The sequence below is a fragment of the Robiginitalea rubriflava genome (genome assembly GCF_052540725.1).
In genome coordinates, this window is record NZ_CP199309.1 from 1601935 (window position 1) to 1625721 (window position 23787).

Sequence of the window (23787 nt, forward strand, 5' to 3'; positions counted from 1 at the left end):
AATCAGTTGAGCTGGTTGGTATCTTCATTCGGGAATACCAGCGCAGGGTTGAATTTTTTGGCAGCTTCAATGTCCATCCAGGCATAGGCAATCAGGATCAGGATATCGCCTACCGCTACTTTGCGGGCCGCGGCCCCGTTAAGGGTAAGTTCCCCACTTCCCCTTGGGCCTGGGATGACATACGTTTCAAGGCGCTCGCCATTGTTGTTGTTGACAATCTGCACCTTTTCACCCTGGATGATATTTGCAGCGTCCATCAGATCCTCATCGATGGTAATACTGCCAATATAATTCAGGTCCGCTCCGGTTACCCGGACGCGGTGGATTTTAGATTTTACTACTTGAATTTGCATGGGGCAAAGATACTTAATTAAGGGCTATATTATCGATTAGCCTGACCTCTCCGAGATAGGCGGCAACAAAGGCCCTGTACTTTTCATTTTTTCTTGGTCGCTTTACAGGCTTTAAACTTTCGGCATGCGAGATTTCAAAATATTCCAGTTCAAAATCCGGATCTTCAGCATAAGCCCTGCTTATTTCTTCCTTAAGATCTACAGCACTTTTTGTGCCAAATTCCAATTGCGCTTTTTTTAGGGACTTATATATGAATGCAGCCTTTTTCCGGAGTCGTTTTGTCAGTTGCCGGTTTCTTGAACTCATCGCCAGCCCGTCTGCTTCCCGGACAATCGGACAGGGGATGATTTCCACAGGGATCTCGTACTCAGAAACCAGTTTGCGGATAATTTGCAATTGCTGGTAGTCTTTTTCGCCAAAATAGGCCCGATCGGGCAGGATCAGCCTGAGCAGGTTCTCCACAATTGTTCCTACTCCTTTAAAATGCCCCTTTCGGAAGGCCCCTTCCATAAATTTATCCAGCCCATCAAAATCGTAATTCCGGGATCGGACCTCGTCTCCGTACATCTCTGAAACTTCGGGGGCAAATACATGTATGCTGCCCTCCAGACTTTGCAGCTTATTCAGGTCTTCTTCCAGGGTCTTGGGATATTTCTCGAGGTCTTTGGAGTTATTGAACTGTGTGGGGTTCACAAAAATGGAGACCAGGACTTCATCATTTTCGGAGAGGGCAGTTTTTACCAGATGCAAATGCCCCTGGTGCAGGGCCCCCATGGTAGGGACCAAACCAAGACTATTTCCGGATTCCCTGACCGAAGCCCTGAATAATTGTACTTCCCCTTTCGTCTTCAACAGTTTCATGCCTGTGTTTTAGCGGCAGCAAACTTACTATAATTACTGCTATTCTTCATAATTTTTGTAATTTTGCAGCTACGTTTACACCCTTTACAAAATTTTGCCTTTATGAACGGGAAAAAGATATTGTTTGTATCTTCTGAATTAGTACCATACCTCCCCGAGAACGAAGTTTCCTTAATGTCTTACGAAGCACCCAGAATGGTTAACAGCAAAGGCGGCCAGATCAGGATATTCATGCCGCGTTACGGGAACATAAATGAACGCAGGCACCAGTTGCATGAGGTCATTCGCCTTTCGGGAATGAATTTGGTGATCAACGATATGGATATGCCCCTTATCATAAAGGTAGCTTCTATACCAAAAGAGCGTATTCAGGTATATTTTATCGATAATGAGGAATACTTCAAGCGCAAGGCAACCTTTGCCGATGAAGAAGGAAAGCTTTTTCCCGATAACGACGAACGCGCCATTTTCTTTGCAAAAGGGGTAGTGGAAACGGTTAAAAAACTAAACTGGACTCCGGATATTATTCACGTTCACGGATGGATGGCATCCCTGTTGCCGCTATACCTGAGGGAATATTATAAAGATGAGCCCCTGTTTGCAGACAGCCGTATTGTAACCTCCGTATACGGCAGGGGTTTCGAAGGGGAATTAAACCCGGAACTCAGCAAAAAAATAGCCTTTGACAACATCTCTGCCGACCGCAGTTCGGTTGTTGACCCCCCCACCTACAATAATTTGTTAAAAGTAGCCTTAGATTATTCAGACGCAATTATCTTAGCCGCTGAAGAGATTCCTGATGAACTACAGGAGTACGCTACCAACCTTCAAAAACCGGTATTGCCATTTGTACCTCTTCAGGAATTTGAGGAGGCCTATGCCAATTTCTATACGACCGAAGTTTTAAAATAATTCAGATGAAGCGACTCTTAATTTCCCTTGTGGCGGGTTTATGTCTTGTCCTCGCCACTGAGTCTTGTGAGGAAGAGGTAGTGACCATTGGTAATGAAGTAATCGGAGGAGAGCCCTTTACCACCGGTAAAGCCGTTTACGATGTGTTTGCGTTTAACAAAAACATTGAAGCCGTACCCACAAACAGACTGCCTTTATACCAGCTGGGGGTATTTAACGATCCGGTTTATGGCCGGACTGAAGGCCGCATTACGAGTCAGTTGAGCCTTGCCGACAACCTCGGGAACCCTACTTTCGGGCGCTACACCCAATTACAGGAGAATACAGACCCGGATGCCATTCCGGAAAACGAGACCATAACGGAGGTAATTTTATACCTTCCTTATTTTCAGAACAATAGGGCAGATCGTGATGCAGACGGGCTTATAGACAGCCTGGACGCAGACCCGGAAGACCCAAACAGCGATACGGACGGAGACGGGCTCACAGATGCTCAGGAGCGATCCAGGGGCACAGATCCTCTCAATCCGGATACTGATGGCGATGGGATTTCGGATGGGGATGACGATGCCACCCCCCAGAATATTTTTGCCCAGCGCAAGGATTTAGATAGTATTTACGGAAACAGGGAAGCTCCTTTTAATTTTAAGGTAGAACGCTCTACTTATTTCCTGAGGGATTTGGACCCAAACTCCGGTTTCCAGGAGCAGGAGCCTTATTTCTCGAACCAGTCTTTCAGCCCGGACTTTGTATCGGACGTGCTATTTGATGAGAGTTTAACCATTTCCGACGAAGAATACCTGATCTTTCAGGAAGACGATCCGGATACTGAAGAGGACGAGTCTATATTAGTGGATGAGCGGATACAACCCGGAATAAGGGTTGCGCTGGATCCTCAGTTTTTCCAGCAGAATTTCCTTGATAAGGAAGGATCTGCCGAATTGCTCAGCAATGCTAATTTCAGGGAGTTTTTCAGGGGAATCCATTTGTCACTGACCCCGATTGTAGATGATCTGATGATCTTGCTGGACCTCACCAATGCCCGCCTCACAGTCAATTATGAATACGATTTTGAATCTGATGGGGAAATCGAAAGACGGGAAGACGATTATCAGCTCCGATTGTTGGTAGGAGGGCAAAACCAGGCCTTTAGCGGGAATGCCGTAAATACGCTGCTCAATGATGCCTATCCTGCTGAGATTACCGATGCATTCGCCTCATCCGAAAACGCCTCCCGTATTTACCTGAAAGGAGGCGCTGGAAGTTTTGCGGAAATTGAACTTTTTGACCTGCTTGGTGGTGGTGACATTATCAACCAGATTAAGCAGAATAACTGGATAATTAACGAGGCCAATCTCGTTTTCTATGTAGACCGGGATCGCCTGGATGCCCTGGGCGGAACAGTGGAACCTCCCCGTTTATATTTATACAATGCTGAGACCAATCAGCCTTTGTACAATATCCTGACGGAAACCAACCTGGCGGACAATCCCTTTGGAATATTCCTGAATTACGACGGCTTTTTGGAAGAATCTTCGGGAAAAGGAATCAAGTACACGGTACGGATAACGGAACACATCAACAATATCATCATCCGGGATTCGGCCAATGTAACCCTGGGCCTGACCCAGACCCCGGATTTGAGGATATCTGGTGTAAATGACGTTTTATTGCCAGATAATTCTCAAAGGCCGTTGCCCGCCAGCAATGCTATCAGCCCACTGGGAACAGTACTGGTTGGCAGCAATGTAGCCGCGGATGACCCTAAAAAGCTGAAACTAGAGATCTCTTACACCGAAATAACGCAGTAGGAATACCGATTAAAGGTAAATTACGTTATATATCCATATTTTTATATTCATCTATTGTTGAAGTGCTATTTTTGTAGCCAAATCTTTACGATTAAAAATTTTTGCTATGTGTGGAATTGTCGGTTATATCGGTCACAGGGATGCTTATCCCGTAATCATGAAGGGCCTGCAGCGCCTGGAATACAGGGGCTATGACAGCGCGGGGATTGCCCTTTATGATGGTACACAGATAAACCTCTCCAAGACAAAAGGGAAGGTTGAAGACCTGAGCCGCAAATCCAAAGAGGAAATTTCCCTTAATGGCAGTGTGGGCATCGGCCATACCCGATGGGCTACCCACGGTATCCCCAATGATGTGAATTCCCACCCGCATTTTTCGAATTCAGGAGACCTGGTGATTATCCACAACGGAATTATCGAGAACTACGAATCGGTAAAAAAGGAGCTTATCAAAAGGGGCTACACCTTCCAGTCCGATACGGATACAGAGGTGCTCATTAACCTAATCGAGGAAGTTAAAAAGAAGGAAAAGGTAAAACTGGGGAAGGCAGTGCAGATAGCCCTGAACCAGGTTGTTGGAGCCTACGCCATAGCTGTTTTTGACCGTACCAAACCCGATGAAATTGTGGTGGCTAAGTTGGGGAGCCCATTGGCTATTGGAGTGGGCGAAAAAGAATTTTTCATCGCTTCGGATGCCTCCCCTTTTATAGAATTCACCAACAACGCGGTATACCTGGAAGATGAGGAAATGGCCATAATACGGCTTGGAAAGGAAATCAAACTGCGAAAAATTAAGGACGATGCCATCGCCTATCCGATGATACAGGAATTAAAACTGAACCTGGACGAGATTGAAAAGGGGGGGTATGAGCATTTCATGCTTAAGGAAATTTACGAGCAGCCCCGGGCCATTAAAGACACGTTCAGAGGTCGGTTGCGCACAGACCAGGGCATCATCAAGATGGCCGGCGTAGACCAGCACCTGGAGCGATTCCTGAATGCCAACCGGATTATTATAGTTGCCTGCGGGACCTCCTGGCATGCCGGGCTGGTAGCCGAATATATTTTTGAAGATCTTGCCCGTATCCCGGTGGAAGTGGAATATGCTTCGGAATTCCGATACCGCAACCCGGTAATTACGGATAAGGATGTGCTGATTGCCATTTCCCAGTCAGGGGAAACGGCAGATACCCTTGCAGCCATCAAACTGGCCAAGGAAAAAGGGGCTTTTGTCTTTGGGGTCTGTAATGTTGTGGGATCTTCCATTTCCCGTGAGACCCACTCCGGAGCCTATACGCATGCCGGCCCTGAAATAGGGGTGGCTTCTACCAAGGCTTTTACCACTCAGATTACGGTTTTGAGCCTGCTGGCTCTGAAACTGGCCAAGGAAAAAGGGGTTTTCTCTGATTCCCGTTTCCACGAAATCCTGACTGAACTCGAAAATATCCCAGCCAAGGTGGAAAAAACCCTTGAAGCCAACCCGCTTATTGAAATCATTGCGGAGGTTTATAAGGATTCCACCAATTGCCTGTATCTGGGCAGGGGCTATAATTTCCCGGTAGCACTGGAAGGCGCACTCAAGCTAAAGGAAATCAGCTATATACATGCGGAGGGGTATCCTGCGGCCGAAATGAAACACGGCCCCATCGCCCTTATTGATGAGCATATGCCGGTGATCGTTATCGCTACCAAAAAAGGACATTACGAAAAAGTGGTCAGCAACATACAGGAGATCAAATCCCGCAAGGGCAAGATTATTGCCATTGTCACAGAGGGAGATGAGCAGGTACGGGACCTGGCAGATCATGTGATCGAAGTGCCTGAATGTTCTGAGAGCCTTTCACCGCTTCTTACTACCATCCCCTTGCAGTTGCTTTCGTACCATATAGCCGTTATGCGTGGCTGTAATGTAGACCAGCCCAGGAACCTGGCCAAGTCGGTCACAGTGGAATAAAAAGCCAGCAAGGATTTCTGACCACTTAAAGGTTAAAACCAGTCTAACAAACAGGCATTAATCTTCAGCTACACCCAACTTAAGCCTATCGCAGACTTATCTTTCCTTTATATTCCACTATAAGTGCAGTGCCATGATCTGCAGGTAAATCATCCCTCTTTACAATTCTTAAAAACCTGAAGAGCTCCTGAATTCGGGACATCACAAAATTATGTGCATTTGATTGCCATATTATTATTATGCACGCATAATTTTGAGAATTTATAATTCGGGTTTTAAAAAAATCTCTATCTTGCTTTAAACTTAAACTCAAACTAAACTAATGAGAACAATACTTCTATTTTCCATGCTCTTAATGGGAATGGGGACTTTCGCGCAAACGACTGTTACCGGGAATGTAAGTGATGAAAATGGGGAACCTATCCCGGCAGCTAATGTTGTAATAGTCGGAAAAGCCATTGGGACTACTACCGACTTTGACGGGAACTTCACCCTGGAAACCTCAGAGGTACCGCCTTTTCAGCTGAGGTTCAGCAGCGTAGGATTTACCGATGCCACTGTGGAGGTAACCAGCAATAACCAAAGGCTTACCGTAACATTGGCAGAGGCACAAACCTTTTTGGACGAAGTAGTCATCTCGGCGTCCCGTACCCCGGAACGCCTGTTTGAATCCCCGGTTTCTGTGGAGCGATTCGGATTGAAGGAGATCAAGAACACCACGGCCGAATCATTTTATGGCGGCCTTGTAAACCTGAAGGGAGTAGACATCAATACAAACAGTTTAACATTCCAGTCTATCAATACCCGTGGTTTTGCAACCTTTGCCAATACCCGTTTTATGCAGCTGGTAGACGGGATGGACAACACGGCCCCCGGTCTGAACTTCGTACTGGGGAACCTGGTGGGAATGTCTGAACTGGAAGTACAGAGCGTGGAAATCCTGCCAGGTGCTTCTTCTGCCCTCTACGGAGCAGGTGCCTTTAACGGAATACTGTTTATGAGGAGTAAGAGCCCTTTTGATTTTCAGGGGATCAGCACCTATTTTAAAACAGGCTTTACCAACCAGGATGCAGCCGGGTCTAATGAATATTATGATTTCGGAATCCGCGCAGCCCATGCTTTTAATGATAAACTGGCCATTAAGGCAAATTTCTCTTTCCTTCAGGGGGAAGACTGGCACGCCAACAGCGTAATTGACCTGGCCCGGCCCGGCGCCGACCGGTCGAATCCTGCCTATGACGGCCTGAATGTATACGGAGACGAGGTGAATTTCTTTTTAAACTTTGATGCTGCTGCGGGCCTACCCTCGGGAACTATTGGTTCGGCATTGGTATCAAGAACCGGATATGCCGAGGCTGACCTAACCAATTACAATGCCCAGAGTGTCAAGACGGACTTTTCTGTCTATTATCGCCCCTTTGCGGATGATTTTGAGATCATATACAACGGGCGCGTAGGACGCGGGAACACCATTTATCAGGGAGCCAACCGCTATGCGGTACGGGATTTTATCCTGCAGCAGCATAGAATCGAGTTGCGCAACAACAATTTTTTCCTGAGGGGGTATATCACCTCGGAAAATGCCGGAAACTCTTATGACACCCGTTTCGCTGCCATCAATGTGAACCGGCGATGGAAAGATGACATACCGTGGTTTGAGGATTATGCCGAAACCTATATCGGGGCCCGTCTGGGAATTGGTACCGGAGTGCAGCTGGATGAGGCAACGGCCCACGCGGTTGCCCGCCAGGCTGCCGACACCGGGCGATTATTGCCGGGAACCCCGCAGTTCGAAAATGCTTTGAATGCGGTGATAGCCGATGGGGATTTAACGACGGGGGCAAAGTTTATTGACAATACCAAATTTCGCCATATAGACGCGAACTACAACTTTAGTCATTTGACTGCAGATGTTGCAGACATACAAATAGGAGGTTCTTTCCGGGAGTACGAGTTGAATTCTGAAGGAACTATTTTTACGGACTTGGACGGCCCCATTACCTATAATGAGTACGGCGCCTATTTGCAGGTTCAGAAAAAATTAATCGACGAGCGGCTGAAATTTACAGGTTCCATTCGTTACGACAAGAACGAGTTTTTTGATGGCTTCCTTTCTCCCAGGCTGTCCGTACTAGGGACCTTTGGACAAAATCGCAACCACAACCTCAGGGTTTCCGTGCAGCAGGGGTTCCGGAACCCCACCACCCAGGACCTTTTTATTGGCCTGAATGCAGGAAGGGCTATTTTAGTCGGGTCTGCACCGGCCAACCTGGACCGGGACATCCGAACCTTCCCTTTAAGCGATGCCGGAGCTGCTTTTACGGGTAACAGTACTGCTACTGTAGTAGGCCGTGCCGCTTATGAGAATGCTTTCTCTTTGAACTCTGTTCTTTCCGGGAATCCGCAGGCAGTAGAAACACCAGTGGTGAAACCTGAGGAAATTACGGCTTATGAAGTGGGATACCGCGCACAGATTGGCAGGGTTGCCATTGACATTAGCGGGTATTATAACAAATACCAAAATTTTATTTCGAATACTACTGTACTTGTTCCTTTTTACGGAACGGCAGGAGACGGAGGAGCTTCATTGCTCGCCCTGCAGAACGGGGATAGATTTGCCTATCAGACCTATACCAATTCCCAGGCAGATATCGAATCTTATGGGGTAACAGCCGGGGTAGATGCCAAAATATTCGGGAATTTTGACATTGGAGTGAATTACACTTATGCCGATCTGGATTTTAACCAGGCGGCTTTCCCGGACTTCCGCACCAACTTCAACACGCCTAACCACAAGGTGAAAGCCTCCTTCGGGAATACGGAACTCTTTACGAATTTCGGCTTTAATGTTAACTACCGCTGGAGTGACACCTATTTCTGGCAGGCTACTTTTGCCGACGGGCAAATCCCGGCCTATACCGTTCTGGATGCACAGGTCAATTACGCCATCCCCAACTTGAAGTCGGTTGTGAAACTGGGGGCCTCCAACCTGCTGGGTGAAGAGTACTTCTCGGCCATTGGAACCGGAGCCGTAGGATCCATTTATTATATCTCGCTTACCATTAACCCATAAGCGAAAACACAATAACAGAAAGCGCCCCAAAAGGGGCGCTTTTTTTATTTAAAAAGGACCGAAAAGCATTCTTTTTTACAATGGAATACCATATCTTTGCAGCCGAAAAAACAGCGCCTAACATATATAAGTAGTTTAAAAAGAACACAATGGCAAAAAATTCAGGTAAAGTATCCCAGATCATCGGACCGGTAATTGACGTTGAGTTTCCATCCGGAACTGAATTACCAAGAATCTATGATTCTTTGGAGATCAATAGGGAAGATGGATCCATTCTGGTACTGGAAGTACAATCGCATATTGGAGAAAATTCTGTTCGTTCCATTTCTATGGACTCTACAGATGGTCTGGCAAGAGGTGTTGAAGTGAAGGCAACAGGAGCGGCTATACAAATGCCCATCGGAGATGACGTCTACGGACGCCTTTTTAATGTGATTGGAGATGCCATTGATGGATTGGGTAATTTGCCAAAAGCGGGTAAGGATGGTTTGCCCATTCACCGGGAAGCACCAAAATTTGAAGACCTCTCTACCTCAACCGAGGTACTGTTTACCGGAATCAAGGTAATTGACCTGATTGAGCCCTATGCCAAAGGTGGAAAAATTGGATTGTTTGGTGGAGCCGGGGTTGGTAAAACCGTACTGATTCAGGAACTGATTAACAATATTGCCAAGGGACACGGAGGACTCTCTGTATTCGCAGGAGTAGGGGAGCGGACCCGTGAAGGAAACGACCTGCTGCGCGAAATGCTGGAATCCGGCATTATAAAATACGGGGACGATTTCCTGCACTCCATGGAAGAAGGCGGATGGGACCTGAGCAAGGTAGATAAGAAAGCCATGAAGGAATCCAAGGCTACCTTTGTGTTTGGCCAGATGAATGAGCCTCCGGGAGCCCGTGCACGTGTTGCACTTTCCGGGCTTACCATTGCAGAGTATTTCCGTGATGGAGCCGGAGAAGGACAGGGGAAAGACGTTCTTTTCTTTGTGGATAATATCTTCCGTTTCACACAGGCAGGATCTGAGGTATCGGCCCTTTTGGGAAGGATGCCATCTGCGGTGGGTTACCAGCCTACCCTGGCCACTGAAATGGGGGCCATGCAGGAGCGTATTACCTCCACCAAGCGCGGATCTATTACCTCCGTACAGGCGGTATATGTGCCTGCGGATGACCTTACGGACCCGGCGCCGGCAACTACGTTTGCCCACCTGGATGCAACTACCGTACTTTCGCGAAAAATTGCAGAGCTTGGGATCTACCCTGCGGTTGACCCGCTGGATTCTACTTCTAGGATCCTCACTGCAGACATTCTTGGAGATGAGCATTATGATTGTGCCCAGCGCGTAAAAGAGCTACTGCAGCGATATAAGGAATTACAGGACATCATCGCCATCCTGGGGATGGAAGAATTGTCTGAAGAAGATAAACTGGCCGTTGCACGTGCCCGTAGGGTACAGCGGTTCCTCTCGCAGCCTTTCCATGTGGCTGAGCAGTTTACCGGTATCCCCGGGGTTTTTGTAGACATCAAGGATACCATTAAGGGCTTTAACATGATTATGGACGGGGAGCTGGATCACCTTCCGGAATCTGCCTTTAACCTTAAGGGAACCATAGAGGAAGCCATTGAAGCCGGTGAGAAAATGCTGGCTGAGGCTTAATGAGTTAACAGTGGCAGTTGGTGGTTTGCTACCCGGCCATGTGACAAATAGTTAAAGATTATGTATTTAGAAATCGTTTCTCCTGAAGCCACCTTATTTGCCGGCGAAGTAAGCTCGGTAACCGTACCGGGAATCAACGGGGAATTCCAAATGCTCAAGGATCACGCCCCAGTCGTTTCCCTGCTGCAGGAAGGCGAAGTGAAGATTACAGGGCAAATTGAGATCGAGGAGGAATTTGAAGATAAGTTCCGTAAGGAAGGCAATGGAAAGACTGTTCTGGCTATTAAAAGCGGAACCATCGAATTAAAGAACAACAAGGTTATCGTACTGGCTGATTAGGTCGTTTTACTGAACATATATAAACCCGTAAGTCTGTGGATTTGCGGGTTTTTTATTTCCAGCATAACACTTCCCAGCTTTGATCTGCTTCTTTGTGAACAGCCAAGGTCCGGAATCCTACCGCATGATGGGCTTTTAAGGAACGCACATTAGAACAGGCTACCTCTGTAACAATGGCTGAAGGTGAAACCATTTTTTTAAAATGATTATACAGGCCCCTGAAAAGGCCCTTCCTTCGAAATTCGGCAGCGATACAAATCTGGCCCATAACCCTGAAATCATTTATTGGCTCATCCAACCCCTTCAATTGCATAAACATGGGCTGGAGCCCCGGAATTAAAGCGGATAGGTCTGGATGCAGGCAAAGTGCGTAACCTGCCAGTTTCTGGTCTGCCAGGACCATTAACTGCGGACAAAGCGCTTTCATTTTTTGGAGAAGCGGCAAGGTATGCCTGAGGGTAACAAAACCCTCAGCGACTCGCTCTTCTTCAGACAAGACAGAGAAATGATTCAGCTTTTGCAGCTCAAGGATAGCTTTTAGCTCTCCTATGGTTTCAGCAGGCCTGTAAACAATCTCCATAATTTGTAACTGTGGAATTCGTAAATCTAATTTAGCAGAATTCCGCCTATATACTACCTTTATCATATGTCTGAATTTCCGGAAAAACTAGCATCCATGTTGAATAGGCGAAAAGAGGAGGGAGCTCTGAGGAAGCTGCAGCCCAGAACGCATCTTACCGATTTCGCATCCAATGACTACCTCGGTTTTTCAAGGATGGTTCTCCCTTCATTAGAAGAAGGGAAATCTGTCCATAATTCCGGGAGTACCGGTTCCCGTCTTATCAGCGGGAATGATCCGCTATATGAAGTCCTGGAGGAAAAATTGGCTGAATTTCACGGAGCTGCTGCTGCTTTGGTATTTAATTCAGGTTACGACGCGAACCTGGGTTTGTTGTCTGCAATTTTACAGCGTTCAGATTATATTTTTTACGATGAAAGCGTACATGCCAGTTTACGGGACGGGATAAGCCTTGGGAAGGCCAGGGCCTTTAAATTTTCGCATAACAACCTGGCATCACTTGTTTCCAGGATTCAAAATGTCTTTAAAAAAGGGCGTAAAAGTGACTCTGAAGTATACGTCCTGCTCGAATCCGTCTATTCCATGGAAGGGGATGGCCCGGACTTGAGGGCATTTGCAAGTTACTGCGAGCAGAATGGTTTTCGATTAATTGTGGATGAGGCACATGCCGTTGGCATCCTCGGTGAACAGGGCCGGGGCGGGGTAGATGCTGCAGGCCTTAATGATTCGGTTTTCGCCAGGATCGTTACCTTCGGAAAGGCCATGGGCTGCCATGGGGCGGCTGTTTTGGGTTCGGTTTCACTTAAGGAATATCTGCTGAATTTCAGCAGGTCATTGATATATACCACTGCTTTGCCACCCTATTCCTTACAACATATTTTGCAGGCGTATCAGTTCCTGGAATCATATGAGGGAATGGTGGCAAGGGAACATCTGCAGCAAAATATCCGGGTTTTTATGGCCGAACAAAAAAAACTTGGGCTCGACCGGTATTTTCTAAAAGGGATTGCCGCTATACACACCTGCATTATTGGCGGAAATGGCCACACCAAAGAACTTGCCTCCGTATTACAGAACAAGGGTTTTGATGTAAGGGCTATTCTTTCACCAACCGTTCCCAGGGGCTTCGAATGCCTGAGGTTTTGCCTGCACAGCTATAATTCTCCCGAGGAAATCAGGGCGGTTTTGACTATCTTGGCCTCAGCTATGAAAACGTCTGAAAATGAATAGTGCTTACCGGATAGTTGGGGCCTTTGATTATGTGGCAGATGCTGAAATCCTCAGGGTTAAACTGGAATCCGAAGGGATAGAAGTCTTTCTGAAAGATGCCAATGTCTTGCAGGCCGAACCCTTTATTGCCTCGGCTATTGGAGGTGTGAAGGTAATGGTTCTGGAAAACGACCTGCATCGCGCAAAAGAAATATACGATGCCCTCCGGCCCTATGCCCAGGATAATGACGGTAACCCTATCATTTGCCCGAATTGCAAAGCTGCCCGGTCTGAACGATATTCGGAGCGTAAAAATTTACTTCAAAAACTGTTTCCCTTTATGGAGGCCCGCAAATACAGGTGCCTGAATTGCGGTATGATTACCCGATCTGAAAGATGAAAAAGATTTTTGTAACCGGTATTTCCACAGAGGTGGGTAAAACCATTATTTCAGCCATTCTTACCGAGGCATTGCAGGCAGATTACTGGAAACCCATACAGGCAGGAGACCTGCATCATTCAGACAGCGATAAGGTGCGGAACCTGATCAGTAACCCCAAGAGTCGCATACACGAAAATGCCTTTGCCCTGAAAACCCCAATGAGTCCGCATGCTGCCGCAGCCATAGATGGTGTTTCCATAAGCTTGGATCAAATTAATCCTCCGCAAACGGATAACACCCTTATTATTGAAGGGGCCGGGGGTTTACTGGTCCCTTTAAATGACAGGGATACCATTCTGGACTTAATACAACCGGACTACAGGGTAGTGGTGGTTTCCCGACACTACCTTGGGAGTATAAACCATACCTTGCTGACCCTGGATTGCCTGTTGCAAAAAGGCCTGGATGTAAGCCTGATTTTCAGCGGAGATGAGCACCCCACCACAGAAGAAATAATAAAAAAAAAGTCCGGAGTACGCATATTGGGAAGAGTTGATGAACATCCTGAATTTACTAAGGAGGCCATTTCAAAACTCGCAATATCCCTAAGGCCCGCCCTTAAGGCAGCCGGATTTTATTAGGAAGGGATGCCTACTGCCCCTTTCGAATATAGATACTGGCCTTTTCCACTTCTGCTTCCAGGATATAGTCATTTTCAATACGCTTGTTGATATAGGCGTTTTCCTCGACCAGCTTTTTATCGAACACAAGCCGGCCTGTTCGGGTTACCAGCGTGGCCGGGCGAATTTCTTCCATGATATAGCGGATTTCTTCCATGGCCGTTGTGCGCTCCGGATTATAGTAAGGAAACATTTCGGATTTACAGATATTACTGGGGTGGGTGGCGGTTTTTACCGGAGGGTAAACCTCCAGCATCCAGTACCCGATGTGATACCCCAGAAATAAGATGTTTTCCGTGTCGATGTTTTTATCCGCAATATATTCAGGTACCCGGTACCCCTCTCCGTTATAGGGGGTGTTGTATATTGAATAATTACGGCCAACCTGTATGTATTCCAGATAGCTTTCCATCGGCAGCAAAAGCGATATAAGCATTATTATCCTGAAGGCTTTTTTCTGAAGGGACTTAAAAAATGGGGCAGTTGCTGCACACAAAAGAACCAGGAAAACAGGATAGAGCATAATCAGGTAATGGCTATTGATGCGACCTCCTTTGATAAAAGAAAAGAGGATTCCCAGCAGGGCCGCAATCAGTATCCCGATTTCGGGCCTTTTAATATCCAGGTGTTTTTTCCGAAGGGCCCATAAAAGAACAATCAAAATCGCTGCAGCAAAGCCTGTAAGGACCGGAAGGGTATTGCGTCCGCCTTCGGTGTAGGCCAGGGGCGCCAGGATCACGGAATCCCACCATAAGGTTTCCTGCCCGCCCAGGTAATAGGGAAGTACTGTAAGCATCACAACAAACAGGGCCGGGCCGGATAACAGGAGTATGTTTTTAAACATCCCGGCTATTCCATGGCGCTTATAAAATAACCACAACAGGTAACAACCGATCAGCAGGACTGAAAAAGCGATATTGATTTTTACCATAAGGGATACCCCTAAAAGGACCCCTGCCGCTAGCAAATTCAGAGTGTTTGTTTTCCTGCTTAATAGGTATAGAGCCGCCATAAAGAAACACATCAGGATGTGTTCGGACATTACCCCCTGTATGCTGCCGAACATGCTCTGCAGGATCACACAGGCAAAACCGCAAAAAACAGCGGCCCTTTTTGTACTGATCCCAAGGCATATTTTATAGGAAAAAAATGAAGTAAATGCCACCATTAGCGTTCCCAGCAGGCGGATTACAAAAAGGCTTTTTCCGAAAACGAAAATACTGATGGCATAAAACAGGAAGGTAAGGGGGGGTTTAACATCCCATAACACAGTATAGGGCAAATACCCGTCTACCCAGGCCTGGCCCATTAGGATAAAGGTGCTCTCGTCACGATCTATATAGTCTCGAAAAAAGAAGGGAAACCGGATCAAAAAACTAGCCGCCAGCAGGTACCAGAAAAAGGTCCTGCTTTTGAGGTTGTCAATCCATAGTGACCTTGTCTTTTTAAGGGGTTCAGACATCTTTAAAAAGCTATTAATTTGCCATCTTTGCAAGATAGAAAATCAACCCAAGAAAAGACAGAGGCATTGAAAAATCTTTCCGATCGGGATCGGCTGCATATCTGGCATCCACTGACCCAGCATAAAACCCACCAAAAAATGCTGGGGATCAGGCGCGCGGAAGGGGTTTACCTTTACGATGAGGATGGAACCGCTTATATAGACGGGATTTCGTCTTGGTATACTGCTGTGTACGGACACTGTAATCCGTATATAACAGAGCGGGTATCCAAACAAATGCAGCAACTGGATCAGGTGGTCTTCAGCGGATTTACACACGAGCCCGCGGTTGCCCTATCCGAGAAACTTTTGTCATTGCTTCCGCCCAATCAATCCAAATTGTTTTTTTCGGACAATGGTTCCACGGCGGTAGAAGTAGCCATCAAAATGGCCCTGCAATATCATTTTAACCGCGGCGAAAAGAAAACACGCTTACTGGCATTTGAAGAAGGGTTTCACGGCGACACCTTCGGGGCCATGTCGGTCTCAGGCCTCTCAGTTTACAACGGGCCATTTGAAGATTTTAGCCTGGATGTAGAACGCATTCCTGTTCCCGTAAACGAGAACCCTGAAGAAATACTGAACGTATTGGAGGAGCTGCTCGGCCGGGAGGATATTGCAGCCTTTGTATATGAACCCCTGGTTCAGGGAGCGGCTGCCATGAAGTTTCAGGATCCCAAAGGCCTGGAAAAAATATTGGCCCTCCTCAGAGAAAATGGGGTTTTGTTGATTGCGGATGAGGTCATGACCGGTTTTGGGAAAACGGGAACTCATTTTGCATCTGAGCAGCTCAGCACGCAGCCAGACCTGATTTGCCTTTCCAAGGCACTAACCGCAGGCTTGCTTCCTATGGCGATCACCAGCTGCACAGAAGAGATCTACAAGGCTTTCTACAGCGATGAGATTGCAAAAGGGTTTTTCCACGGGCATACCTATACGGCAAACCCTTTGTCTTGCACAGCTGCCCTTGCGGGAATAGAGTTGCTGGGTAGTCCGGAAATACAGGAGGGGATACAAATGATTGCCGGGGAACACCGCCGTTTTAAAGGGCGGATACAATCACATCCCAAGGTCAGGGATGCCCGCTGTTGGGGCGTTATTTTCGCGATGGAACTTGATGTAGATTTTTCCAGGTATGGCAACATGCGCGATACTTTATTCCGGCACTTTATGGATAGGGGAATCTTTCTGAGGCCACTGGGAAATACTATTTATATCCTGCCTCCTTATATCATCACCCGTAAGGAATTAAACGAGATTTACGAGTCTATAGAAGCGGTTTTTGAGTGGATCTGAACTAGCCTGAGGCTTTTAAACCCTTGCGGTGCAATTTTCGTATTAGATACAGATCCCGCCACAATCTGAAGAAATACGATATTTTCACCTTGGAAGCTCCGCGGTCTACCCAGCGTTTAACGGGAATCTCTTCCATCCTTTGCAGGCCTTTTTCCGGGCCAAAATGAACCAGTAACCTGCTGAATAGTTCAACATCAAAGAGCCAGGTAGAGACAAAGGGCTTTTCAAAAAGCAAGGAGGCCAGGGTCGATTTAAAGACCTTACATCCGCATTGTGTATCGTATACCTTTATCTGTAAAGCATTGGAAATTGCAGTGGCAATCACCCTGCCAACCAGGAAACGACTGTATTTCCTTTCCACCACCGAACCCACTTTTAAAATACGGGAGGCAAATACAAAATCTTTGTTTTCCAGATAGGACAAATATGAATAACACTCCTCCAGAGAGGTGGCCAGGTCCGCATCCAGGTAGGCCAGGGCCGGTGCTATTTTCTGCTGCTGGCAGTAGCGCACTCCTGTTCTAACGGCCTCTGCTTTCCCTTTGTTTTCAGCATGTTCCAGTATGCTGAGCTGTCCTTCGAATTCGGCTTGAAGGTTTTTTAAGACCTCAGCTGTATTATCGGTTGAAGCATCGTTGACAAAACAAACAACCGCCTGTGGATAGTCTTTGAGGAAGCGTTTAAATTCCCCTACCGGTAACCGTTTGGATTCATTGTAACAGGGAACAACTATTGCCAGTTTTTTTTCGATCATGAACAGGGTTCCTTAATAGGGGGCAGACGTATTTACAGCACAAAAATACTCTTTTTGGGGGTTCGCATTTTCCGGACGGCCTAAAGAATTTGAAAAGGGTTAGTTTTGTCTGGAAAACGCGCTTTGATGAAGATATCCATTCGTTCGCTGTATTCCATTTCGGCATTGGGGGATTCAGCAGGCATCCTTGAAGCCTACGCGAACCCTTCACATTTTCTCAGAAAGGTAAAAAATGGCGATTCTGAGGTTTGGGTGGGAAGAATACCTCAAAACCTGAGGTCATCGGTTTTAGGATTGCGGAATCAGAACCCGAACTATGCCCGGCTTGATGAAACGGTTTTATTCGCTATTTGGGCAGCACGCAAGGCTATGGAACAGGCCGCCTGGACTAAGGGAAAGAATACAGGTATTAATATCGGTTCTTCCCGGGGGGCCACAAACCTTTTTGAAAAGTATCATAGTGAGTACCTGCGCAGCGGGAGTAGTTCAACCCTCGCCTCTCCCAGCACCACCTTGGGAAATATCGCTTCATGGGTAGCGCAGGACCTGCAAACCAGCGGCCCGGATATCTCCCACAGCATTACCTGTTCAACTGCACTACACGCGGTCCTCAATGCGGTTGCCTGGCTCGAGTCCGGCATGGCCGACAAATTTGTTGTTGGGGGGAGTGAAGCGGCGCTTACGGATTTCACCCTGGCCCAGATAAGGGCTTTGAAAATTTACAGCCCATTGGGTGAGCCCTATCCATGCAGGGCTCTGGACCCGAATAAAACCACGAATACCATGGTCCTGGGAGAAGGGGCTGCCATTGCCTGCCTGGAGGCCGGACTTAGCGAAGATGCCCTGGCTTATATCTGTGGGATAGGATATGCAACAGAGATACTTTCGCATCCGGCCTCCCTGTCCGCAGAAGGAAATTGCCTGGGGCGTTCTATGGAAATGGCTATTGGGGATGTACCCAAAGAAGCCATAGATGTTGTGGTGATGCATGCTCCCGGAACCCTGAAAGGGGACCAGTCAGAATTTCAAGCCATTAAAGGGGTTTTCGGAAGCCAGCTCCCTACCCTTACCGGTAATAAATGGAAAATTGGACATACTTTCGGGGCCTCCGGGATGTTAAGCTTAGAGATGGCCGTCTGTATGCTGCGCGAGCAACAAATTTTCGGAACTCCCTTTACAACCGCAGCTAAGCCTCTTGAGAAGCTGAATTACATTCTGGTAAATGCAGTGGGTTTTGGGGGGAATGCCGTAAGTGTCCTGTTGTCAAAAAGCTGAGTTGAAAAAACTATCTTTAAGCTCAGGAGCGGGATTGTTGTCCATTTAGGAGCAATCCGCTATTTTTGAGATCATAAGTTCTGCCTGTGCATATTCAGCAGCTGAATATCTGGCAGGGGCTTATTAAATATTACATATGGCAGAGATCAGACATAACTGGACCCGGGAGGAGATTATTGAGATTTACAACAAACCGATGATGGAGTTGTTGTTTGAGGCAGCAGGGGTCCACAGAATACATCACGACCCTAACACTGTTCAGGTTTCCACCCTGCTCTCCATTAAAACAGGGGGCTGTCCTGAAGATTGCGGGTATTGCCCGCAAGCTGCCCGTTATCATACGGATATAGAAGGTAACGACCTGATGTCAGTAGGGCAGGTAAAGGCCCAGGCACTGCGCGCCAAGGCTTCAGGAAGTTCGAGGGTGTGCATGGGTGCCGCCTGGCGAAATGTGAAGGACGGGCCTGAATTCGATCAGGTCCTGGAAATGGTGCGGACCATCAACAAGCTCGATATGGAGGTTTGCTGTACCCTGGGGATGATAACGGAAAACCAGGCCGAGCGACTGGCTGAAGCCGGCTTATATGCCTATAACCATAACCTGGACACCTCCGAGGATTACTATAAAGATGTGATTTCCACACGGGCTTTTGAAGATCGTCTGGAGACCATTGGCAATGTTCGGAAAACCAATGTAACCGTTTGCAGCGGCGGGATTATCGGCATGGGGGAAAACCTGTCCGACAGAGCCGGGATGCTGGTGGCCCTCAGTACCCTGAACCCACAGCCCGAATCTGTTCCCATTAATGCCCTGGTGGCTGTTCCCGGAACTCCCATGGAAGATATGGAACCGGTTTCTATATGGGAAATGGTCCGCATGGTGGCCACCACCCGCATTGTAATGCCTGAAACCCAGGTGCGCTTATCTGCAGGTCGTACCCAGATGAGCCAGGAAGGGCAGGCCCTTTGCTTTCTGGCGGGAGCTAACTCCATTTTCGCCGGGGATAAACTGCTGACTACGCCCAACCCGGATGTGAATGAGGATATGAAATTATTCGAATTGCTGGGCCTCAAACCACAGCAGGCTTTTGTTAAGAAACCCCAACCGGCAACTGTGGAAGCAACAGAGTCCAAATTGAATCCTCTGGGGGAAAAACCCAGATGGAGCAGACCTGGTCACCTTATTGAGCGAAATGAAATGGCCAGGGCGAAAGGCAAAAAACAGTAATGTATAACCGCTCAAAATCCTGCCTTTTATTCAGTATCGAATAGCTGTATTAATATTTTGACCCGTGTACCTTCAGGAAGTCCCCAGAGTAAAAACCATTAGCCGGGAGGCATTTCTCAATGATTTTTTCCGCCCCCAGCAACCGGTGGTTATTGAGAAAGCTACCGAGACCTGGCCGGCCCACTCCAAGTGGAACCTTGAATATATGAAGGAAATTGCCGGGGAGTTGGTTGTCCCTCTTTACGATAATCGTCCGGTAGATTCCAGAGAAGGGTTTAATGAGCCGCACGCGCGCATGAAGATGTCTGAATATATAGACTTGCTGCGGACAGAACCTACCAAATACCGGATCTTTCTCTGGAATATTTTAAAAGAGGTCCCGCAACTACAGGATGATTTTGAATACCCGGATTTTGGCCTTCGATTGCTCAGGAGCCTGCCCATGTTATTTTTTGGCGGGGAGGACTCTTATACGTTTATGCACTACGATATAGACCTGGCCAATATTTTCCACTTTCATTTTGAAGGAAAAAAGGAGTGCATTTTGTTTTCACAATCCGAGAACAGATTTCTCTATAAGGTACCGCACTCGCTTATTACCCATGAGAGCATAGATTTTTCAGGGCCGGACTTCAGTCGATGGCCCGCACTTGAACATGCCAGGGGCTATAAAACCCAGTTGTCTCATGGCGAAACTTTATATATGCCGGAAGGGTATTGGCATTATATGCGCTATCTCAGCCCGGGCTTTTCAATGAGCCTCAGGGCCCTGGCCCGGAATCCGAGAAACCTAAGCAAAGCGCTTTACAATGTTTTTATCATGCGGTATTACGATAACCTGATGCGAAAATTAAAGGGGCAGCAGTGGATTGACTGGAAAAACCAGCAGGCGATTGAGCGAACGCACCAGCAACTGCAGAAAGCCGTGAAATGATTAGCAGCCTTTACTTTATTTTTCTCAGGCGGTCGTAAATCAGGTCCTTTTCCCAGCCCCGGTAAAGCAAAAAATTAAAAAGCTTGCGTTTTTGTTCCTCCTTTGGTTTACCCCTGAGGCTCTTGAGTTTTTTGGAGGCAAGTTCTTCAAAGGCCAGCAAATAGGTCTTTTCCGGAATTTCCTGAAGGGCTTTCGCTATAAGATAGGGGCTGATGTCCCTTAGCTGTAATTCCCGCTCAATGCGATCCCTTCCCCAGTTTTTCTGATTGAATTTCCCCCGGGTAAAGGCCATTGCAAAGCGATGTTCGTTTAAAAACCCTTCTCCGATCAGGTGTACAACAATCTTATCTATGGCTTTAGGGATCATGCCGAGTTCCTTTAATTTTTGCACCACTTCCTGATGGCAGCGCTCCTGATACGCGCAGTACCGCTCCAGTCTGCGGGTGGCTTCTTCAAGGGTATAGGATTTATTGCCGAATCGGTTCACCTGCTTAGCTTACTGACTTTAAATTCCAATTCCCCATCCTGGCTTATAATGCGTACCTCCCCCTGCTCATCTGTTTGCAGTTTACCGGAAATGATTTCAATGGATTCTGCTGCCTGGGTTTCAACCGATACCTCAAGGGTCCAGTCAATATCAGATTGCGTTACCTTCAGGTGTACGCGTCCATCTTTTTGGAGTTTATAATAAACGGAAATGGAATTTCCGGCGATCCTGACGTTTTCCAGGCTTGCTTCCTTCCATGCTGAGGGCATCAGCGGGCTGATCCGAATCCTTTTTTCAGCCGCCATGGGGTCAATTCCAAAGAACTGTTCAACAACGGGTATCGCAAAACTGTATATATTCCATGCCTGGGCGATCATCCCGTAATCCGGAGACACCTCATACATGCTCCCCGGGAGGGCATAACTGAAACTCCGGCACATGCGTTGCAGGTAATCTAGTGCCCTGTCGGGCCTGCCATAATTGTTTTCGGCTATGGCTTGTACCCCGGTTGGCAGGGTCATTACGGCCCCGGTGTAGGAAAAGACTTTGCTGCCTTTAAAGGAGCCCTCATCCGTTCCGGCCGAAGCATCCCTGTCGATCCCGGTCACAAACATCCCGAAAGGGTTCACAAAATTGCGGGCGGTTTCCAGGGCCTTCAGGGCTTTATCCGGGTCTGCTATCCCCATTTCCATCGGGGTGTTTACCACCCAGTTATGGTGGAGTACAAAGGGCTTTAAGCGGCCGTCCTGATTTTGCAGAACATTTTTTCTGGTGGCTTCCAGTTCGGCCACGGCCCAGGGTTTGTTAAGGGTGTCTGCACGTACAATGGCATCTGCTATCAAATGCAAAGCCTGCTGGTCAGTACCGATAAAATCCGCAAAGGAATTAAAGTCTTCGGACCAGAATTCCTGGTTTATTTTCGCCTTTAAACGGTCTGCCGCCCTGGCATAAGCTTCTGCCTTATCAATGTCTCCAAGGACTTTCGCTATGGAGGATGCATCAGCAAATGCAGCCTGTGTATAACTGGCCACATCGATCATTTCGCTGTCAAGGCCATGGATTTCCATCATCCCGAAGCCATCCGGAAAACCATTGCCATTCTGATCTTTTGCTTCCATAAGCCAATTGAGCCCTTTGGTAATGGTTCCATAATATTTTTTGAGAAACGCAACATCTCCGTTCCAGCGATAGATATCCCAAACCAGGGAGGCAAATTGGGGCGTTTCATTGATGTTCCCCGGATTGAATACAGCACCATTTGTAGACATTTCATGCAGTATCCGGCCATTCCCGTTTACCGCATTTGAAACACTGTCCAGCAGGTGGATGGTTTTTTCCACAATTTCTGACCGCCCAATAGCCATATAGCCCTTCAGGGCATATTCACTGTCTACCCCAAACCACCAGGGGTAATCCGGAATCCCGGCAACAATCCCGGTCCCGATCTCGGGCACGGTCTGAATGAGCCAGTCCGAGTTGTATTTCAACCATTCAAAGGTTTGATTAAGCGCCGAATCGGGTGTGTTCAGGTGCGACATGGAGGCCAAACGCTTGTAGCGATCCCTCTTTTGTGCAAGCAGGGAATCCCCGTTTTGAAGGAGCTCTGAATACGTCTGACGGGCTTCTGTTTCGGATTGGTAGGATCCGGCGATGGCAAAACGGATGTTGGTCGCGCCTTTGGCGGGGACTTCCAAAACGTAAAAATATCCGGCTCGCCTGCCCATGTACTCCTCAGGATCCAGAGGCTTTCCGACATACTGGTACATTATTCGATCACGCCCCTCTCGGGAAATCCCCGGAACCCGATCTGCCCCATAGATTACATACCAGGGGTTAAGCGAGTCTTTGGCAACCCAGGCGTTTAGGGCCTCGTCATTATAAATCAGGTCCCTCCCATCCACCATGCCTGTGCGCTCCCCCAGCCAGGTGGGTCGCAAATCTGTTCGCCCTGTAAAGATAAATTTCAGCGGAACAGGCTCAGCCCCCGTGTTTTTAATAACAAACTCCAGGAGGAGGCCTTCTTTCCCATCCGGGACAAATTGCCAACGATCTATTTTTAGGTTTATGGAATCCAGATCATAGCTAATAAGATTGGCCATGGGGAAATTCGTAAAACGACTGGCCCGCTTCAATGGGAGGGTAGTATTGTTTATTTCCAGAGAGACTTCAAATCCATCCATTAATTTAATGGGATGGTCCCAGATACCGCCCATTTCCCCTTTGATGTGCCAGCCCAGATCCGGGAAGCTGCCATCCTGATGCCCGACCATATATACCCGGTCTCCAGCCGTAACGTAGGGGCTTGGCAGATAGGATTCTTTTCCTGTTATAGACGGGCTTTCACTCAGTAGGTTGGCAAAGGAAATTGGGGCGGCCGTTTCGCGGGTCGCGCAGGAACAAATTATAATACTTGACAAGCCCAGAAGAGGAAGGAGGCGCATTTTCATTATCCGAAGGTTAAGGCGCCTTAAAGATAGGAATACAGCCTGAGTTTTTATC

Annotated in this window: 20 protein-coding genes; 13 read left to right on the plus strand and 7 right to left on the minus strand. The window is 47.5% G+C overall.

Annotation, left to right across the window (positions count from 1 at the left end; all coding sequences use genetic code 11):
• Positions 1-2: 2 nt before the first annotated feature.
• Complete coding sequence (gene panD / locus ACT6NU_RS07320) at positions 3-353, minus strand: aspartate 1-decarboxylase (RefSeq protein ID WP_445383811.1); 351 nt, start codon at positions 351-353, stop codon at positions 3-5.
• Between the two features lie 13 nt (positions 354-366).
• Positions 367-1215, minus strand: a complete 849-nt coding sequence (panC, locus tag ACT6NU_RS07325) for a pantoate--beta-alanine ligase (protein ID WP_445383812.1) — start codon at positions 1213-1215, stop codon at positions 367-369.
• A gap of 102 nt (positions 1216-1317) precedes the next feature.
• Here panC and ACT6NU_RS07330 point away from each other — a divergent pair, with 102 nt between their 5' ends.
• The 6 genes from ACT6NU_RS07330 (at position 1318) to ACT6NU_RS07355 (ending at position 10962) form a co-directional block, all read left to right on the plus strand.
• Positions 1318-2127, plus strand: a complete 810-nt coding sequence (locus ACT6NU_RS07330; protein ID WP_445383813.1) for a glycogen/starch synthase — start codon at positions 1318-1320, stop codon at positions 2125-2127.
• Between the two features lie 5 nt (positions 2128-2132).
• Positions 2133-3938: a DUF4270 family protein gene (locus ACT6NU_RS07335; protein ID WP_445383814.1), complete on the plus strand. Its 1806-nt coding sequence runs from the start codon at positions 2133-2135 to the stop codon at positions 3936-3938.
• 106 nt (positions 3939-4044) lie between these two features.
• A complete protein-coding gene (gene glmS, locus ACT6NU_RS07340; RefSeq protein ID WP_445381025.1) occupies positions 4045-5892 on the plus strand; it encodes a glutamine--fructose-6-phosphate transaminase (isomerizing) in 1848 nt (615 codons plus the stop codon).
• Between the two features lie 322 nt (positions 5893-6214).
• Positions 6215-8965: a TonB-dependent receptor gene (locus tag ACT6NU_RS07345; protein ID WP_445381026.1), complete on the plus strand. Its 2751-nt coding sequence runs from the start codon at positions 6215-6217 to the stop codon at positions 8963-8965.
• A 149-nt stretch (positions 8966-9114) separates the two neighbouring features.
• Positions 9115-10623 carry a F0F1 ATP synthase subunit beta gene (atpD, locus tag ACT6NU_RS07350; protein ID WP_445381027.1) on the plus strand — a complete coding sequence of 503 codons (1509 nt, stop codon included), beginning with the start codon at positions 9115-9117 and terminating at the stop codon, positions 10621-10623.
• A gap of 60 nt (positions 10624-10683) precedes the next feature.
• Complete coding sequence (locus tag ACT6NU_RS07355; RefSeq protein WP_445381028.1) at positions 10684-10962, plus strand: F0F1 ATP synthase subunit epsilon; 279 nt, start codon at positions 10684-10686, stop codon at positions 10960-10962.
• Positions 10963-11014: 52 nt separating this feature from the next.
• Here ACT6NU_RS07355 and ACT6NU_RS07360 read toward each other — a convergent pair whose 3' ends face one another.
• Entirely contained in the window at positions 11015-11542 is a 528-nt protein-coding gene (locus ACT6NU_RS07360; RefSeq protein WP_445381029.1) for a GNAT family N-acetyltransferase, read from the minus strand.
• 96 nt (positions 11543-11638) lie between these two features.
• Between ACT6NU_RS07360 and ACT6NU_RS07365 the strand changes: the two genes are divergently transcribed.
• The 3 genes from ACT6NU_RS07365 to bioD are packed head-to-tail and all read left to right on the plus strand — an operon-like array spanning position 11639 to position 13774.
• On the plus strand, positions 11639-12772 hold the full coding sequence (locus ACT6NU_RS07365) for an aminotransferase class I/II-fold pyridoxal phosphate-dependent enzyme (protein WP_445381030.1): 1134 nt from the start codon (positions 11639-11641) through the stop codon (positions 12770-12772).
• Entirely contained in the window at positions 12765-13151 is a 387-nt protein-coding gene (locus ACT6NU_RS07370; RefSeq protein ID WP_445381031.1) for a putative signal transducing protein, read from the plus strand. Before ACT6NU_RS07365 ends, ACT6NU_RS07370 begins: the two co-directional genes overlap by 8 nt.
• The gene (gene bioD, locus ACT6NU_RS07375; protein ID WP_445381032.1) at positions 13148-13774 is read left to right on the plus strand and encodes a dethiobiotin synthase; all 627 of its coding nucleotides are present in this window, start codon (positions 13148-13150) and stop codon (positions 13772-13774) included. Before ACT6NU_RS07370 ends, bioD begins: the two co-directional genes overlap by 4 nt.
• A 10-nt stretch (positions 13775-13784) precedes the next feature.
• Here bioD and ACT6NU_RS07380 read toward each other — a convergent pair whose 3' ends face one another.
• Entirely contained in the window at positions 13785-15275 is a 1491-nt protein-coding gene (locus ACT6NU_RS07380) for an ArnT family glycosyltransferase (RefSeq protein WP_445381033.1), read from the minus strand.
• A 66-nt stretch (positions 15276-15341) separates the two neighbouring features.
• On the opposite strand from ACT6NU_RS07380, the gene bioA reads away from it, so the two are divergent.
• Positions 15342-16610, plus strand: coding sequence for an adenosylmethionine--8-amino-7-oxononanoate transaminase (gene bioA, locus ACT6NU_RS07385; protein ID WP_445381034.1), 1269 nt, complete (start codon positions 15342-15344; stop codon positions 16608-16610).
• Between the two features lies 1 nt (position 16611).
• On the opposite strand, the gene ACT6NU_RS07390 is transcribed toward bioA, so the two are convergent.
• Positions 16612-17364, minus strand: a complete 753-nt coding sequence (locus tag ACT6NU_RS07390; RefSeq protein ID WP_445381035.1) for a glycosyltransferase — start codon at positions 17362-17364, stop codon at positions 16612-16614.
• A gap of 126 nt (positions 17365-17490) precedes the next feature.
• Between ACT6NU_RS07390 and ACT6NU_RS07395 the strand changes: the two genes are divergently transcribed.
• The 3 genes from ACT6NU_RS07395 to ACT6NU_RS07405 all read left to right on the plus strand — a co-directional run bounded on the left by ACT6NU_RS07395 (position 17491) and on the right by ACT6NU_RS07405 (position 20801).
• Positions 17491-18639 (plus strand): beta-ketoacyl synthase N-terminal-like domain-containing protein, encoded by a 1149-nt coding sequence (locus tag ACT6NU_RS07395; protein WP_445381036.1) that lies wholly within the window; start codon positions 17491-17493, stop codon positions 18637-18639.
• Between the two features lie 136 nt (positions 18640-18775).
• Positions 18776-19867, plus strand: a complete 1092-nt coding sequence (gene bioB / locus ACT6NU_RS07400; protein ID WP_445381037.1) for a biotin synthase BioB — start codon at positions 18776-18778, stop codon at positions 19865-19867.
• Positions 19868-19931: 64 nt separating this feature from the next.
• Positions 19932-20801 carry a cupin-like domain-containing protein gene (locus ACT6NU_RS07405; RefSeq protein WP_445381038.1) on the plus strand — a complete coding sequence of 290 codons (870 nt, stop codon included), beginning with the start codon at positions 19932-19934 and terminating at the stop codon, positions 20799-20801.
• Between the two features lie 10 nt (positions 20802-20811).
• Here the strand turns inward: ACT6NU_RS07405 and ACT6NU_RS07410 are convergent, their stop codons facing one another.
• Together ACT6NU_RS07410 and ACT6NU_RS07415 are read right to left on the minus strand one after the other, a co-directional pair.
• On the minus strand, positions 20812-21288 hold the full coding sequence (locus tag ACT6NU_RS07410; protein ID WP_445381039.1) for a regulatory protein RecX: 477 nt from the start codon (positions 21286-21288) through the stop codon (positions 20812-20814).
• Complete coding sequence (locus ACT6NU_RS07415) at positions 21285-23735, minus strand: amylo-alpha-1,6-glucosidase (protein ID WP_445381040.1); 2451 nt, start codon at positions 23733-23735, stop codon at positions 21285-21287. The genes ACT6NU_RS07410 and ACT6NU_RS07415 overlap by 4 nt, the downstream gene beginning before the upstream one ends.
• Between the last annotated feature and the right edge of the window lie 52 nt (positions 23736-23787).